This window comes from Neobacillus sp. BF23-41 (assembly GCF_041106275.1).
The window spans coordinates 81549-96208 of record NZ_JBGBPR010000006.1; the positions used below are offsets into that span (position 1 = coordinate 81549).

General features: G+C 38.6%; 18 protein-coding genes and 1 other RNA gene. 7 read left to right on the forward strand and 12 right to left on the reverse strand.

Annotated elements, in window-relative coordinates:
* Nucleotides 1-172: 172 nt before the first annotated feature.
* Both ytrH and ytrI read left to right on the forward strand, forming a co-directional pair.
* Nucleotides 173-511, forward strand: a complete 339-nt coding sequence (ytrH, locus tag AB7942_RS11875) for a sporulation membrane protein YtrH (protein ID WP_088089236.1) — start codon at nucleotides 173-175, stop codon at nucleotides 509-511.
* Nucleotides 508-1008 carry a sporulation membrane protein YtrI gene (gene ytrI / locus AB7942_RS11880; protein WP_088089237.1) on the forward strand — a complete coding sequence of 167 codons (501 nt, stop codon included), beginning with the start codon at nucleotides 508-510 and terminating at the stop codon, nucleotides 1006-1008. Before ytrH ends, ytrI begins: the two co-directional genes overlap by 4 nt.
* A gap of 142 nt (nucleotides 1009-1150) precedes the next feature.
* On the opposite strand, the gene AB7942_RS11885 is transcribed toward ytrI, so the two are convergent.
* Nucleotides 1151-2101, reverse strand: coding sequence for a DHH family phosphoesterase (locus AB7942_RS11885; protein ID WP_369447005.1), 951 nt, complete (start codon nucleotides 2099-2101; stop codon nucleotides 1151-1153).
* A gap of 97 nt (nucleotides 2102-2198) precedes the next feature.
* On the opposite strand from AB7942_RS11885, the gene AB7942_RS11890 reads away from it, so the two are divergent.
* A complete protein-coding gene (locus AB7942_RS11890; protein ID WP_369447006.1) occupies nucleotides 2199-2510 on the forward strand; it encodes a YtpI family protein in 312 nt (103 codons plus the stop codon).
* 205 nt (nucleotides 2511-2715) lie between these two features.
* Here the strand turns inward: AB7942_RS11890 and AB7942_RS11895 are convergent, their stop codons facing one another.
* From AB7942_RS11895 to AB7942_RS11905, 3 genes are all read right to left on the reverse strand, one after another.
* On the reverse strand, nucleotides 2716-4035 hold the full coding sequence (locus AB7942_RS11895; RefSeq protein WP_369447007.1) for a DRTGG domain-containing protein: 1320 nt from the start codon (nucleotides 4033-4035) through the stop codon (nucleotides 2716-2718).
* 124 nt (nucleotides 4036-4159) lie between these two features.
* Nucleotides 4160-4399, reverse strand: coding sequence for a hypothetical protein (locus AB7942_RS11900; RefSeq protein ID WP_369447008.1), 240 nt, complete (start codon nucleotides 4397-4399; stop codon nucleotides 4160-4162).
* A gap of 84 nt (nucleotides 4400-4483) precedes the next feature.
* Complete coding sequence (locus AB7942_RS11905; RefSeq protein WP_369447009.1) at nucleotides 4484-5164, reverse strand: metal-dependent hydrolase; 681 nt, start codon at nucleotides 5162-5164, stop codon at nucleotides 4484-4486.
* Between the two features lie 191 nt (nucleotides 5165-5355).
* Here AB7942_RS11905 and AB7942_RS11910 point away from each other — a divergent pair, with 191 nt between their 5' ends.
* Entirely contained in the window at nucleotides 5356-6453 is a 1098-nt protein-coding gene (locus AB7942_RS11910; RefSeq protein ID WP_369447010.1) for a M24 family metallopeptidase, read from the forward strand.
* A 56-nt stretch (nucleotides 6454-6509) separates the two neighbouring features.
* Nucleotides 6510-6705, forward strand: a non-coding RNA gene (gene ssrS / locus AB7942_RS11915) — 6S RNA.
* 396 nt (nucleotides 6706-7101) lie between these two features.
* Here ssrS and ald read toward each other — a convergent pair.
* The 3 genes from ald to AB7942_RS11930 form a co-directional block, all read right to left on the reverse strand.
* Complete coding sequence (gene ald, locus AB7942_RS11920; protein ID WP_369447011.1) at nucleotides 7102-8220, reverse strand: alanine dehydrogenase; 1119 nt, start codon at nucleotides 8218-8220, stop codon at nucleotides 7102-7104.
* A gap of 175 nt (nucleotides 8221-8395) precedes the next feature.
* Entirely contained in the window at nucleotides 8396-8785 is a 390-nt protein-coding gene (locus tag AB7942_RS11925) for a hypothetical protein (protein WP_369447012.1), read from the reverse strand.
* A gap of 165 nt (nucleotides 8786-8950) precedes the next feature.
* Entirely contained in the window at nucleotides 8951-9109 is a 159-nt protein-coding gene (locus tag AB7942_RS11930) for a hypothetical protein (RefSeq protein ID WP_369447013.1), read from the reverse strand.
* A 105-nt stretch (nucleotides 9110-9214) separates the two neighbouring features.
* Between AB7942_RS11930 and AB7942_RS11935 the strand changes: the two genes are divergently transcribed.
* Complete coding sequence (locus tag AB7942_RS11935) at nucleotides 9215-9667, forward strand: universal stress protein (protein ID WP_369447014.1); 453 nt, start codon at nucleotides 9215-9217, stop codon at nucleotides 9665-9667.
* A 141-nt stretch (nucleotides 9668-9808) separates the two neighbouring features.
* Complete coding sequence (locus AB7942_RS11940) at nucleotides 9809-10123, forward strand: hypothetical protein (protein WP_369447015.1); 315 nt, start codon at nucleotides 9809-9811, stop codon at nucleotides 10121-10123.
* A gap of 39 nt (nucleotides 10124-10162) precedes the next feature.
* Here the strand turns inward: AB7942_RS11940 and AB7942_RS11945 are convergent, their stop codons facing one another.
* The 5 genes from AB7942_RS11945 to tpx all read right to left on the reverse strand — a co-directional run bounded on the left by AB7942_RS11945 (nucleotide 10163) and on the right by tpx (nucleotide 14658).
* Nucleotides 10163-10675: a MogA/MoaB family molybdenum cofactor biosynthesis protein gene (locus AB7942_RS11945; protein WP_369447016.1), complete on the reverse strand. Its 513-nt coding sequence runs from the start codon at nucleotides 10673-10675 to the stop codon at nucleotides 10163-10165.
* Nucleotides 10672-11514: an EcsC family protein gene (locus AB7942_RS11950; protein WP_369447017.1), complete on the reverse strand. Its 843-nt coding sequence runs from the start codon at nucleotides 11512-11514 to the stop codon at nucleotides 10672-10674. Before AB7942_RS11950 ends, AB7942_RS11945 begins: the two co-directional genes overlap by 4 nt.
* A gap of 111 nt (nucleotides 11515-11625) precedes the next feature.
* Nucleotides 11626-12819, reverse strand: a complete 1194-nt coding sequence (locus tag AB7942_RS11955) for an acetate kinase (protein WP_369447018.1) — start codon at nucleotides 12817-12819, stop codon at nucleotides 11626-11628.
* Nucleotides 12820-13064: 245 nt separating this feature from the next.
* Nucleotides 13065-14048 carry a class I SAM-dependent methyltransferase gene (locus AB7942_RS11960; RefSeq protein WP_369447019.1) on the reverse strand — a complete coding sequence of 328 codons (984 nt, stop codon included), beginning with the start codon at nucleotides 14046-14048 and terminating at the stop codon, nucleotides 13065-13067.
* A gap of 109 nt (nucleotides 14049-14157) precedes the next feature.
* Nucleotides 14158-14658, reverse strand: coding sequence for a thiol peroxidase (gene tpx, locus AB7942_RS11965; RefSeq protein ID WP_369447020.1), 501 nt, complete (start codon nucleotides 14656-14658; stop codon nucleotides 14158-14160).
* Nucleotides 14659-14660 lie beyond the last annotated feature (2 nt).

Consider the following 14660-nt stretch of genomic DNA (forward strand, 5'->3'; position numbering starts at 1 on the left):
ATATGTTCTTATTTTTAGGCGTTATTAAACTTGGCTGTTGATTTCCGCTACAATCAACTGGCTTTAAATCAACAATGACTTTTAACTCTGCCTATTTTTAAAAACATATTTGTAATTGTTTGTCCATATAAATGAGTATTGGGATTGATTATGGATAAGGGCGGTTGACGAGATGAAAGAAATTGGTTTTTTTCCTGCTTTTATAGAAAGCTACTTTATTGCCTTAGGTGTGGTGCTTGGTGGTTCGCTTATTGGTGGGATAGCCTCATTTCTAACCGGACAGCCACCGCTAACGACCGTTTACCGCTTATCATCAGCGCTTCGAATTTGGGCGATTGTTTCGGCGATTGGCGGGACATTTGACGCGGTTTATACGTTTGAAAGAGGTTTGTTTGATGCGAATACAAAGGATCTTTTCAAACAATTTTTATTAATACTCTCTGCCTTAGGCGGGGCCCAAACTGGTGCCCTCCTGATTAATTGGTTAACCCAGGAGCATATCTCATCATGAGAATCCCGCCATTATATCGAAGACCTTCCTGGCAGCGTTTTTTTGGAGGAATGGCCGTAGGTGGTGTGATTAGCTGGTGTATTTTTTTATATATTTATGGGGTTTGGCAGGAAAAGAACACCGAATTAATTCGGACACAAGCGAAGGAAATTATTGACTTAAACGGAGAGAAAAAAATTTGGCAGGAAGAATATAAAGAAATTAATAAGCGAAATATTGAACAGCTTACAGTCCAGAAAATCAACATTAGAATTACAAACTGGGAAAAATATAAACTTGATTCTTTAAGTGTATTGGAGACAGAAGACTCGGTAAGAGATGATATTAGCATGATGATTGCAAAAGATATCGAAACAGTCTACAAAAGTAAGGACCTTTTGAAAAAAATTATTGAAAATAAACCAATTAAAATCAATGATAAAAGGTATAAACTAAAGGTTAAAGAAATGGTTTTTTATACAAACCTATCGATCCAATTAGAGATTCAGTTTGAATAATAAAAAATCGACCCTCACTCTCACGAGGGCCGATTTTTCTATTTGTTGGCTCAGTTAAACTTAGCTGTTGATTTCCGCTCCAGGCGCTTCGCTTTCCGCTCCAATCAACTTGGCTAAAAATCAATAATGTCTTTAACACATCCTATTTTTCAAATGAATAATTTTCACATACTTCGTCAAGTGCTTTCAATACATCGTCCACTTCGTTCCAAGAATAGATGGATGCTCCTGATGCCAGTGGATGCCCCCCACCTTTAAACTGCCTTGCAACTCCATTGATGACAGGACCCTTTGAACGCAGCCGTACCCTTATTTGTTCGGCTTCCTCGATGAAGAAAACCCATGCCTTTATTCCTTTTACATTTCCTAATGTTCCAACTAAGAGGGATGCCTCTGCGGGTTTTGCATTGTATTCTTGTAATAGTTCTTTTGTTAGCTTAACGGAGGCAACACCGTTATTCTGTAACTCAAAATTTTGGAGTATAAAACCGTTTAACTTAATGATATTGGTATCCAATTCATACATCTTGTCAAATAGCTCAGTCCGTGAAAAATTGTAACGAATTAATTCCCCAGCATACCCCAGTGTTTTTTCCGTCGTACTCGGAAAAAGAAATCTTCCAGTATCACCGACAATTCCAGCGTATAACAATCTCGCTGCTGCATCATTCATTTTTAGCCCTTTGTCTTTTCCGTTTAAATAAAATTCATAAATCATTTCGCTGCACGAGCTAGCGCTTGTATCCACCCATAATAAATCACCATACGGGTCCTCATTTGGATGATGATCAATTTTTATTAACTTTTCACCCAGAGAATAACGCTTGTCACAAATCCTTTCAGCATTTGCGGTATCACAAACGATCACTAATGCACCCTTATATACTTCATCTTCAATCACATCAAGCCTGCGCATGTAATGAAGGGTTGGTTCCTCTAGACCAACGGCATAAATCTTTTTATTCGGGTAGGATTCTTGAAGAATCGCTGCCAATCCACCTTGTGAACCGTAGGCATCAGGATCTGGACGGACGTGACGATGAATAATGATGGTTTCAAATTGTTCAATCTCTGCTAAAATCTGCTCAATCATGTGCAATGCTCCTTTACCAACTAAAAAACCAAATGTGGTATTTTTTTGTTTTTACAGTTACAATAATAGAAGATTTTCTATGCTTGGAGGAAATAATATGTTTGTACTTGTTGTATTAATTGCTATACTATTTGCTTTCTATCTATTTTATAAAACAAAATACATCAGAAGCAACCGTTTAGTAGAAAAGAAATGGCTTGCTGCTAAATCAAATATTGCCCTAGGGCTTTTTGTCTTTTTATTTGGAGTTAATCACATGCTATTTATTTCCGAAACAACGGTTATGTATATAGTTGCCGCAGTATTTATTGTTTATGGAGCAATATTTAGCTGGATCGGTTTCAAAAAATATAAACATTACCTTCCATTCGCAATCGAGGAAGCAAAAAATTTTGAACTGCAAAAATAAATATAGAAGCCGCTTCTCCATTGGTGAAGCGGCTTTTTTAGAGTATATAACTTTGATAATTGTCCAGCTCCAGCGCCCAGCGACTAGTGTACTTCGCTCTCCGCCCTACGATAAGTCAACATCGAATCTTGTGCAGCTCCGTGTTTCCTTTATCTCAGTTGGCGCGCTCCAGTTCATACGCCGCTAAACGGGCGCTTCCACTTTTCTAATTTCTATCAAGTAATTGACACATCATCATTGCTTTTCCAACTAATATTCCTTCATTGAAAACTTCTACATCCACTTTTCCAAATTTACGTCCAACTTCAAGTACTTTCGGATAAATTTCTAATATACTCTCCATTTGAACAGGTTTAATAAAGTATATAGTCATATTTTCAACGACAAGATCGCCTTTTTTATAGCTCCGTAATACCCGGTTTGCTGCATCAGAGACAATCGTTGTAAACACACCGTAAGAGATTGTTCCAAGTTGGTTGGTCATTTGCGGGGTTACTTCGCAAGAGTAAACTTCTTCTCCTTTTGCTTTTCCCTGCATTAATACCATTTGATTTGTAACGATATCGTCGAGAGTTTCCCCGACCTGTGGCTGCCGCTGGTTCATTTGTAATGCTTTTAAAACATCCTGCCTGCTAATAATACCTTCCAAACGGTTTGAGTCATCTGTAACAGGAAGTACTTCAATTCCTTCCCAGACCATGGTATGTGCAGTTGAAGCCACACTTGTCTTCCCATTTACCGACATGGGGTGCTTGGTCATAATTTTATCGATGGATGCTTCTAAATCCTGACCTAAAATGTCCTTACTTGTCACCATCCCTTGAATCTTCATGTTTTGGTCAACAACTGGGTAGCGGCTGTGTGCAGTTTGTTGATTAAATTCATGCCATTTTGACACCCTATCCGACGTTTTTAGATAAAAAGTATCAGCAAGAGGGGTTAAAATATCTTCGACTAAAATAATTTCTTTTTTGATTAATTGGTCATAAATCGCCCGGTTAATCATGGTTGCGACCGTAAACGTATCATAGCTCGTTGAGATGACCGGTATTTCTAGTTTATCTGCTAGCTTTTTGATATGATCGTCAGCATCAAATCCACCGGTTATGAGCACAGCGGCTCCAGCTTTTAAAGCAAGTTCATGCGCCTGAGTCCGGTTCCCGACTATTAATAGGTTACCAGCCTCAGTGTAGCGCATCATGGCTTCTAATTTCATGGCACCAATAACAAATTTATTTAGGGTTTTATGCAAGCCCGTTCTTCCGCCCAATACCTGACCATCAACAATATTTACTACCTCAGCAAAAGTAAGTTTTTCAATATTCTCTTTCTTTTTCCGTTCTATTCTAATCGTTCCAACTCGTTCGATGGTACTTACATATCCTTTATTTTCCGCTTCTTTAATCGCACGGTAGGCTGTACCTTCACTGACGGACATCGCCTTGGCAATTTGTCTGACAGATATCTTTTCCCCAATAGGGAGACCATCAATATATTGTAAAATTTGTTCATGCTTAGTGGCCAAGACCTTCACCCTTTATAGTCAAATTCCAATTATTCTATTTAGAATAACCCGGATTACATATAATTTTTATTATAGAGTGTTGAAAGCCTTGATTCAATGCGGATTCTCACATTACTCTTAATTCTCAATGATAGAACCTAGATTTCTTCCTAGTTCGTCGCTCCGATTGAAGTTTATGTCCTTGCTTTTTGGGGCTATAAAGAAGGCCAGTAAGATTTCCAGCGATAACGATTAAGGCAAATGAGAGCCAGGCTAATGAAAATATCCCTTGAGCCCCATCAGCATAAATCGATAATCTTGGTGCTCCATAATAAAGCAAGATGCCACAGAGTAACAGGCAAAGTAAATATCTGTTCTTTTTCAATTTTATTTCCTCCCCCTAAAAGACTGCTTGTTCCATATTTATGCTTAGTGGAGGGAAAAAAGTATGTAAATCACCTAAGAACAATTAAATTTCGATGGCTTCCCCTGGTTGGAGTACTTTACCGTTTTTATCTTCCAGCATCTCAATAAACTTAAACGGGTCTTGTTTGATTGGCGGGAAGGTATTGTAGTGGATCGGTACAACTGTTTTTGCTTTTAACAGCTTTGCTGCGAATGCTGCATCTTCAGGCCCCATTGTAAAATTATCACCTATGGGCAGGAAGGCTACTTCAATCGGATGGCGCTCACCAATCAACTTCATATCTGAAAATAACCCCGTATCACCAGCATGATAAATCGTCTTTCCTTCATTCATAAATAAGATTCCAGCAGGCATGCCGCAATAGATGAGTTCATTATTTTCTGTTGTAAAGCTTGATCCATGAAAGGCCTGAGTTAGTTTAACTTTGCCAAACTCAAATTGATGGGCACCACCAATGTGCATGCCATGGGTATTAACTCCCTGCCAGCTTAAGAAGGTAGAAATTTCGTGGTTAGCAACGACAAGGGAGTTATTTTTCTTTGCCAGCTCAACCGTATCCCCGACATGGTCATTGTGACCATGCGATAAAATAATGACATCTGGTCTTAGTTCCTCCACTTTCAAGTCCGTCAATTGATTACCATTTATGAAGGGGTCAATTAAGATGGTTTTCCCGTTAGTTTGAATTTGTACAACTGAATGTCCATGATACGAAATTTTCATTAGACTTGCTCCTCTCGGTTTTCATACAGTATATACTTCCATACAATCACTGGAATTCCTGCCATATCTCTAGTTTAATCCTAATATATTGATTTTAAGCAAGGATAAGTACAAGGTGGTCAGTTAGTTTACATTTCAAGTTTTAATTGATAATCTCATCATAGGACATGAATTACATAGGGGGAGTAAAAATGAATCAACGATTAACTAAGCTTCAAACATGGATGAGAGAAAACGATATTGAAGTTAGCTTCCTAACCTCATCAGAGAATGTATTTTATTTAAGCGGATATTACACCAATCCACATGAACGCTTGCTTGCACTGGCCGTTTTTCAGACGGACGAGCCATTCCTAGTCTGCCCTGGAATGGAAGTCCATGATACCAAACGTTCTGGCTGGGACTATGAAATTCTCGGCTATAGCGACATTGACAATCCATGGGAAATGATTCTAAATTCCATCAATAAAAGAATAAACCATGTGGCAAAAGCAGCTATTGAAAAAGAGCATATGAATGTGGAACGTTATGAACAACTCTCAAAGTTATTCCCGCAAGCATCATTTGTTTCTGCAGAAGAAAAATTACGAATGCTTCGAATGATTAAAGATGCCAAGGAGTTAAAAACCATTGAAGAGGCCTGTGCCCTGGCCGATTACGCAGTTGAATTCGGTGCTAGTGAAATCAAGGAAGGCAGAACGGAGTTGGAAATACTTAATGCCTTAGAATACGCCCTAAAACAAAAGGGTGTGACCGAAATGTCGTTTTCGACAATGGTGCTTACCGGGGCAAATGCAGCTTCCCCTCATGGAAACCCTGGAGAAACAAAAATTCAAAAAGGCGATCTTGTTTTATTTGATTTGGGAGTGGTCGTTGACAGGTATTGTTCTGATATCACTAGAACGGTTGCTTATGGGGACATTAATGACAAGCAACAGGAAATCTATGACACCGTATTAAAAGCCCAGCTTGCTGCCATTGAAGCAAGCATTCCAGGGGTTCGTGCAGCCGAAGTGGACTTAACTGCCCGTCGAATCATTGCTGAAGCCGGATTCGGAGAGTATTTTCCACACCGCCTTGGGCATGGCCTCGGGATAAGCGTGCATGAATACCCATCTCTAACCGAGACAAATGACCTTATTATTGAAGAAGGTATGGTATACACGATTGAACCAGGTATCTATGTACCAAATGTGGCTGGTGTTCGCATTGAAGACGATGTGTTTATTACAGCAGATGGGGCAAAAGTCCTAACGAAATTCCCAAAAGAGTTACAGATCATTAAATAATTTCTTTTGGACTTTTTTTACATTGAAATCTGTGAAGAGTTGATATATTATATAAATACAAGCTGCGTTGTTCGTAGTCATAATAAAGTTTTAACCTTTAAGCTGTAAAAGGGAGTTTAACCATTGGAGCTCGTATGACAAGCCTCTGTCTATAAGACCTGGAGGACATGCAGAAAAGTTTCTGAGAACACCCACTTTGAGGAGTGGTGGTTTAAAACTTTCTTATATTAATACGGCAAATGCGGCTACATATTTAGTTTTATTAAACCAGTTCCTTTTTAGGAGCTGGTTTTATTTTTATTAAATGCTTTGTTAATAATTTTAGACTTTATACGCCAAATGTGCCCTGGTTCAAAGTTCCTGGCTCTTTTCAGTCACGTAGAACTCCTCTACGTTACCCTTTTCTCTGATCCTGGCTCTTTTCGGGCACGTAGAACCCCTCTACGTTACCCTTTTCTCTGGTCCTGGCTCTTTTCGGGCACGTAGAAACCCTCTACGTTACCTTTTTCTCTGGTCCTGGCTCTTTTCGGGCACGTAGAACCTCTCTACGTTACCCTTTTCTCTGGTCCTGGCTCTTTTCGGGCACGTAGAAACCCTTTATAAAAAGGAGGAGGGACATATCCGTCCCTCCTCCTTGCTAGTTAATCATTATTTTTCCAACAATGTTTTGGTATCTAAAAATTCAAGTCCGTGTGCGTCTGCGACTGCTTCATAAGTCACATACCCGCCTAGTGTGTTGATACCCTTCAATAATGCTTCATTGCTGAGACATGCTTGTTTATACCCCTTGTTGGCAATTTGAACCGCATATGGTACGGTTACGTTTGTTAGCGCAATGGTTGATGTTCTTGGTACTGCACCAGGCATATTGGCAACAGCATAATGGACAACATCATGCTTCACATAGGTTGGATTATCATGAGTAGTAATCCGATCAGTTGTTTCAAAAATTCCACCTTGGTCGATGGCAATATCGACAACGACACTGCCAGGTTTCATGGATTGAATCATCGCTTCCGTTACAAGTTTCGGTGCTTTGGCCCCTGGAATAAGAACAGCACCAATGACCAAATCCGACTCCCTTACTGCTTCAGCAATATTATAAGGATTGGACATTAAGGTTGTCACATCGGATCCAAAAATATCATCTAATTGACGAAGTCGATCTGGATTTAAATCAATAATGGTCACTTTTGCACCTAAACCAATCGCCATTTTAGCCGCATTCGTTCCAGCCACACCGCCGCCAATAATAGTTACTGTTCCTCTTTGGACTCCTGGGACTCCTGATAGAAGAATACCCATCCCTCCATGAACCTTCTCAAGGAATTGAGCACCAATTTGAGCAGCCATTCTTCCAGCGACCTCACTCATCGGTGTCAATAATGGTAAACTTCTATTAGGTAACTGAACCGTTTCATAGGCTATACCCACTACTTTTTTATCAATCAATGCTTTGGTTAATTCTGGTTCAGGTGCAAGATGTAAGTATGTAAATAATATTAAGCCTTCTCGGAAGTATTTATATTCGCTAGGAAGCGGTTCTTTAACCTTCATCACCATTTCCATGGACCATGCTTCTTCTGCTGTATCTACTAATTTCGCACCTGCTGTTTCATAATCCTCATTTAAAAAACCTGAGCCTAGCCCTGCTCCTTTTTCAATAAAAACCTCATGACCAAATTTCACCAGGTTGACCACTCCAGCAGGTGTCATGGCTACACGGTTTTCATTATTTTTGATTTCCGTAGGTACTCCGATCCGCATGTGTTTCCCTCCAAGTATTTTTATTCATAGAAAAATAGACCAAGCCAATTTTATTATAACCTTTTTCATAAGTTAGATGTATTCTCGTTGATGATAACAAATACACATTTTAATTCCATAAAAAATACAGCAAAAGCTTTGCCGATTATGGCAAAGCCTATGTTTTAATGATTCATTAATAATAAGGATAATAAGGGTATGGGTACGGGTATGGGTATGGTGGATAGTAAGGATATCCGTAACCGTAACCGTAACCTGGAGCTAATAAGGCACCTGCTGCTAAGCCAGTTAAGAATGGGAACCCAAATCCAAAACCAAATGGTCTACCAAAACCAAATCCAAAGGGTCTTCCAAAGCCGAATCCAAATGGTCTGCCGAATCCACCAAATCCAAATCCTGGTCTGCCGAATCCACCAAATCCAAATCCTGGACGGCCGAATCCTCCATGGAAACCACCAAAATGTCCGAACCCTCCGAACCCTGGACGAATCCTTTCATCAGCAGGATTCACCAAATCATATTGCACATCAACGTTATTAGGCATTCCATACATTTCTGTACTCATAATTCTCCTCCTCAATTTCTAATTAATTGACACATTAAAGAATATGCAAGTGAATATGCATATTCTTGGGTATTAGCCTGTAATCGCAAAAATTCCCAAGACACATGTCCAGAAAAAAAGACTGCCCAATATTGGACAGTCCCTCAGTATCAATACATTTTTTACTTAGCTCTCAGTACCAGAATAATCTTCATTATCAGCAATCGCTGTTCCTTCGCCAATAAAACCACTATTATACGAATTCATAATTTGTTGGCTTACTTCAATCGTACCCTGTTCGTCAAACTCAAACAAAAACTTTTTATTCTGGTCATGGTTTACCATCCGACAATCTCCTTTCCTTTGTAAACTACCTCTTTATTGTTCGAAAAATTGCAACAGTTATTCCTTGTTAAATAATGTATAATTTAAGTAAGGAGATGATAAATCATGGGACTTCAATATCAGAATATTTTAGTCGCTATTGATGGTTCAAAAGAAGCAGATTGGGCTTTTAAAAAGGGAATTGAAATTGCCAAAAGAAATGACGCCACCCTATTATTAGTCCATGTTATTGACACTAGGACGTTTGCATTAATTGAGGCTTACGATACAGTTATTGGTGATCGGGCAGAAAAGCTTGCAAAAGATATGCTTGAAAATTATCTAAAACAAGCGGAGGTTGCAGGATTGACAAAAGTGCAATATGAAATAGACTACGGCTCTCCTAAAATAAGAATTCCTAGAGATTTGGCTAAAAAACACAATGTTGATTTAATTCTCTGCGGTGCTACTGGATTAAATGTAGTGGAAAGGTTCTTTATCGGCAGTGTTTCTGAACATATCACCCGATATGCAGCTTGTGACGTTCTCGTCGTACGCACAGACAAAGATTCCGAATAAATATGAAGTTTTCAAAAGCACGCAGCAATGATGCTTCGTGCTTTTTTATACACTAAATTTACCTTAAAAATAGGTTTGTAGAGAATGGTTTATATATGTATAGTATAATAAAATACTAATAAACAGATTGGAGGCAACTATATGAAAGAATTTTTTTCATTTGATGAACGTCTTGGTATCCAGCTCCCCGATTTAACAATGGAATTGGCTGATTACAGCATAGAAACACAGGAAGAGATTCTCTTATATTGGGAACAAGTTCGCGGCTCTATCCCGGACCGGATTGGAGAACTAGAAATCCAAATTAATCAGAAACAAGCACTTCTTTCGAATGAAAGTAATTTCCCTCGCTCCTGTCAACTGAACACAGAAATTGCGGAACTAGCTTCGATTATTAATGATTTATGGCTATGGTACCGAGCAAACGAAGTTCTTTCAACAAAAGTCCATCAATAAAAAACTCCCTTTCTCCATCGAAAAAGGGAGTTTTCTCTATTAAAGGTCTTTTTGTATTTCTCTCACTACATGGCCAAGTTCAGGTAAAATTAATTTATTCATCGCTAGTTTCACTGCACCAGTTGAGCCTGGGGTGGAGAATACGGCTTTATTTTTTATCACACCCGCAATGGCCCTTGAAAGAATTGCAGCGCTGCCAATATCGTCTTGATAGCTTAACATCCTGAACAATTCTCCAAATCCAACAATTTCTTTATCTAGTAGATTTTGTACGGTTTCTATCGTTACGTCTCGCTTAGCAATCCCTGTGCCGCCATTTGTTAAAATGACATCAATTTCTTCTTTTGAACAGCCCATTACTATTTCATCATGAATTGGTGCGGCCTCATCTTTTACAATCACGTAATCTATAATTTTGTGACCAGCTTGTTCAAGCAGGTCCATCATCAGTTTACCACTTTTGTCTGTTTCGCTATTTCTGGTATCACTAACTGTGATTACTTTACAATTAACCGTCCTTGGGGCTTCCTTTTTATGTTCTTGAGTACTCATCCAACAAACTCCTCTTTTTCTTTTAGGTAGCGAAGTTGGTAATATTTATGGGCTAAATCAGTTACCTTTCTCGTTAACTGATAATTAGCGCCAGCACCAATCGCCATACTGACAAGCGGGATACCTTGTATCATCTTTTTTCGAAACAATGTAATAACCAACGCTTTCAATAGTTGCTGCACTGGCTGTTCAATCCATGTAATATCTATAATTTCTTCATTTCCTTTATAAAAATAATAATCATCCCGATTCTCCAATTCATCCATCAACGAGGTCCATCCCTCTAGTTGAAGCCTTGGCGGCAATGTTGCCGTATGAAACACCTTCAGAGAGGTCATCATTTCAAACGGGGTATTAACCTCAATCCCATAGGTCATTGCAATTAATTGAACGGCCCTTAAATTAATAACGGCTATTGCTGGTATGTCTGTGCTTAGAAGAAGTGGACCACCAGTCCCAGCTAAACCACCTTGAGCAAAAGAGTATAGACGATGCCTCGCAATTTGCTGCTCTGCAATGTATTGTAATTGCTCAATTTTTAATTGGCGTAAGTCTTCTACTTTATCTAAGTCTTTATGGAATATCCTACCCGCAGAAAGAATTCTCTCCTTTGCATCCATCTGAAGCTGCGAGCCTTGTATCATATTATGTAAATGAAACAGCAAACTATCAATAACAGTAAAGAATTGCCGTTGAACCTTTTCAGGTAATAATAAGAATGATTGTTGCAGATATTTTTCATAAGTTAATTGGAAATCATTGGGCTCAAAATCACGTAAATTTCTTTCCCAATTCTGTATTTCATTCAAGACCTTTGCTTCACGGTCTGTTAATGGCATGATCGATTCCCCTCCACAGCAAGGCTTTCTATCTCCAGTATATCACAATGAAATAAAAGGATAAAAAGTCAAAAGGCAAAAGCCATTAAATTAGCTTTTGCCTTCTGTTTATTAATGAGTATTTGCTAATCGAACGACGTCTCTAGCAATCATTACTTCTTCATTAGTCGGTATAATTAATACTTTAACTGGTGAGTGTGGATAGTTTATGAATGTTTCTTCGCCTCTCACTTTGTTCAAAGCAGGGTCCCAATAAACACCCATGAATTCAAGGCCTCTTAAGATCTTCTCCCTAATCGTATCACTATTTTCACCGATACCAGCTGTGAAAATAATCGCATCTACACCATTCATTCTTGAAGCATAGGAACCGATGTATTTATGGATACGGTTTGCAAATACATCTAGAGCAAGTTGAGCGCGGTCATTCCCCTTTTTCGCTTCAATTTCAATATCCCTTAAATCACTAGAGAAGCCTGACATAGCGAGCATACCACTCTTTTTATTCAAAACATCAAGGACTTCATCCGCTGTTTTATTTGTTTTTTCCATAATATAAGGAATGAGTGCAGGGTCAATATTACCTGAGCGAGTTCCCATCGTTACCCCTGCAAGTGGTGTGAAGCCCATAGATGTATCAATCGACATACCGCTTTCAATCGCAGCAATACTTGCTCCATTCCCTAAATGACATGAAATAAGGCGAAGTTGTTCAACGGGTCGACCTAGTAACTCTGCAGCACGTTGTGAAACATATTTATGTGATGTTCCATGAAAGCCATACTTACGAATGCCATACTTTTCGTAATACTCCATTGGCAGGCTATACAGGTAAGAACTTTCTGGCATCGTTTGGTGGAAAGCCGTATCAAAAACAGCTACTGCAGGAACATTTGGGAGCACACTCATGAAAGCTGTAATTCCTGTAAGATTTGCTGGGTTATGCAGAGGTGCAAGTTCTGATAATTCATCAATTTTCTTTAATACTTCATCTGTGATAAGCACTGAGTCATTAAATGTTTCACCACCATGGACTACTCGGTGTCCCATTCCGACAATCTCATCAAGTGATTTGATAATTCCTAAGGTGGTTAGTTTATCCAAAAGCATTTTAACCGCGACTTCATGATCAGGAATATCACTGATTTCTTGGATTTTTTCTCCATTTACTGTAATATTAAAAATCGAATCATTCAAACCGATTCTTTCAATTAATCCTTTTGTAATAACATCTTCGCTTGGCATTTCAAACAATTGAAACTTCAAGGAAGAGCTTCCTGCATTAATTGCAATAATTTTTGCCATTTTTGTTACCGCTCCTTTTATATAACAACACTGGTTTGGAGTTATTTTTGTTAGTACAACATTATTTTGCTCAAACCGCTCTTGATTATTTCCTTCCTCATTTAATCATTGTGTATATTATATTTCAAGGTATAATTCACATGGCAGCGTTTACATTACGAATGTTAATATATTCACATATTTCGGTAATTTTATAAGATTTATAACACTCAGAAAAAAAAGGATGAGCAAGGTTTAAACCCTGTTCATCCTTTGTTCTCTTGGAACCATTTTTCCATTTTAGATAGTATTTTATCCATTTCTACTGCATTCGAAAGGCTAGGCAAATCGACAAGTAATGCCTGCTTTGGCGGTTGCACGCCTAAACCCTTTTTTTGAAGGATGATGATACTCTTAGCTGTGTTTTTATTATTAAACATGCTCGTAGGTAATTGTAACAATCCTTGCACAATGACATGCTCTTTAAAGAATTCACTTAGTTGAGAGGCTTGTTCACTTTCAAATAAACCATTAGGAATAATAAAGAATAAATACCCACCAGGTGCTGTATACATGACACTTTGCTCAATGAATAAATGATGGGAATAGGTATGTCCCTCATCTGCCTTAACTTGATACTCCGCTGCTCTGACATCATTCGGATAATATCCAACAGGTAAATCACCGATGACCGCATCTACGGGGTCGATAAGCAGTGGCTCAAGGCTGTCTTGATTGAAGAGTTGAATAGGGTGCTCTTGTAAATTTGCATTAACATAGGCAAGCTTAATTAACAGGTCATCAATCTCCACACCGATAGAATCTACTTTTTTTTGCAGGTGATTTAATACAGTTGTTAACAAATTACCGGTTCCTACTGCTGGGTCAAGCAAGCGGAATGTTGACTGTTTCATAAATCTATTTACTAAATAACCGACAAGCATCCCCACTGTATCAGGTGTCATTTGATGGTTAGGCTGAACACTTTCTTTCATCCCTTTTAAAATGACAAGCTGATATGCCTTTCGAAGTTCCTCGTTTGAAAATTTGTTTAAATTGATCTGTTCATATTGTTTCTTAATCCTTTTTTCTGTTAGTTCGCTGACCTCAGCCTGAAGGATAGAGCCATGAAATAAATTCTCGCCAGTTTCTGCAAGTGCCTCTAAATATGTACAATTAAGTTCTTCCTGTAAAAGAAGTGCTGTTTCATTAAATAGCGTAAAAAGTTGTTCTACTGGAGAAACGTTCATCTTTTCCCCTCCCTCTTTAAATTCCTTATCCATTTTAATCGAGTATAGCTATTTTATACAAGTTTTAAGCAAACAAAAAGGCCTCGCAATACCGAGGCCTTCTGCTTTACTATTTTGCAGCCTTTGCAGCTTCAATTGCTGCTTCGTAGTTAGGGTGGTTTGTTGCTTCACTAACATACTCAACATATGTCACTGTATCATTTGAATCAACAACAAATACAGCACGAGCCAGTAGTCTTAATTCTTGGATAGCAACCCCATATGCTTCTCCAAATGAAAGGTCACGGTGATCAGATAACGTTTGAACATTTTCTATCCCGCTTGCAGCACACCAGCGCTTTTGTGCAAATGGTAAGTCCATGCTTACAGTTAAAATTTTCACGTTGCCTAAGCTGTTTGCTTCTTCATTAAACCGGCGTGTTTCTGCATCACACACACCCGTATCCAAAGATGGGACGGAAGTAATTAAACGCACTTGACCCTTTGTATTCTCTAATGATACTGCTGATAAGTCATTCGCTAGGACAGTGAAGTTAGGCGCTTTGTCCCCTACCTTTACTTCATTGCCTAATAGAGTAATTGGGTTTCCTTTAAATGTTACATTTGCCATAA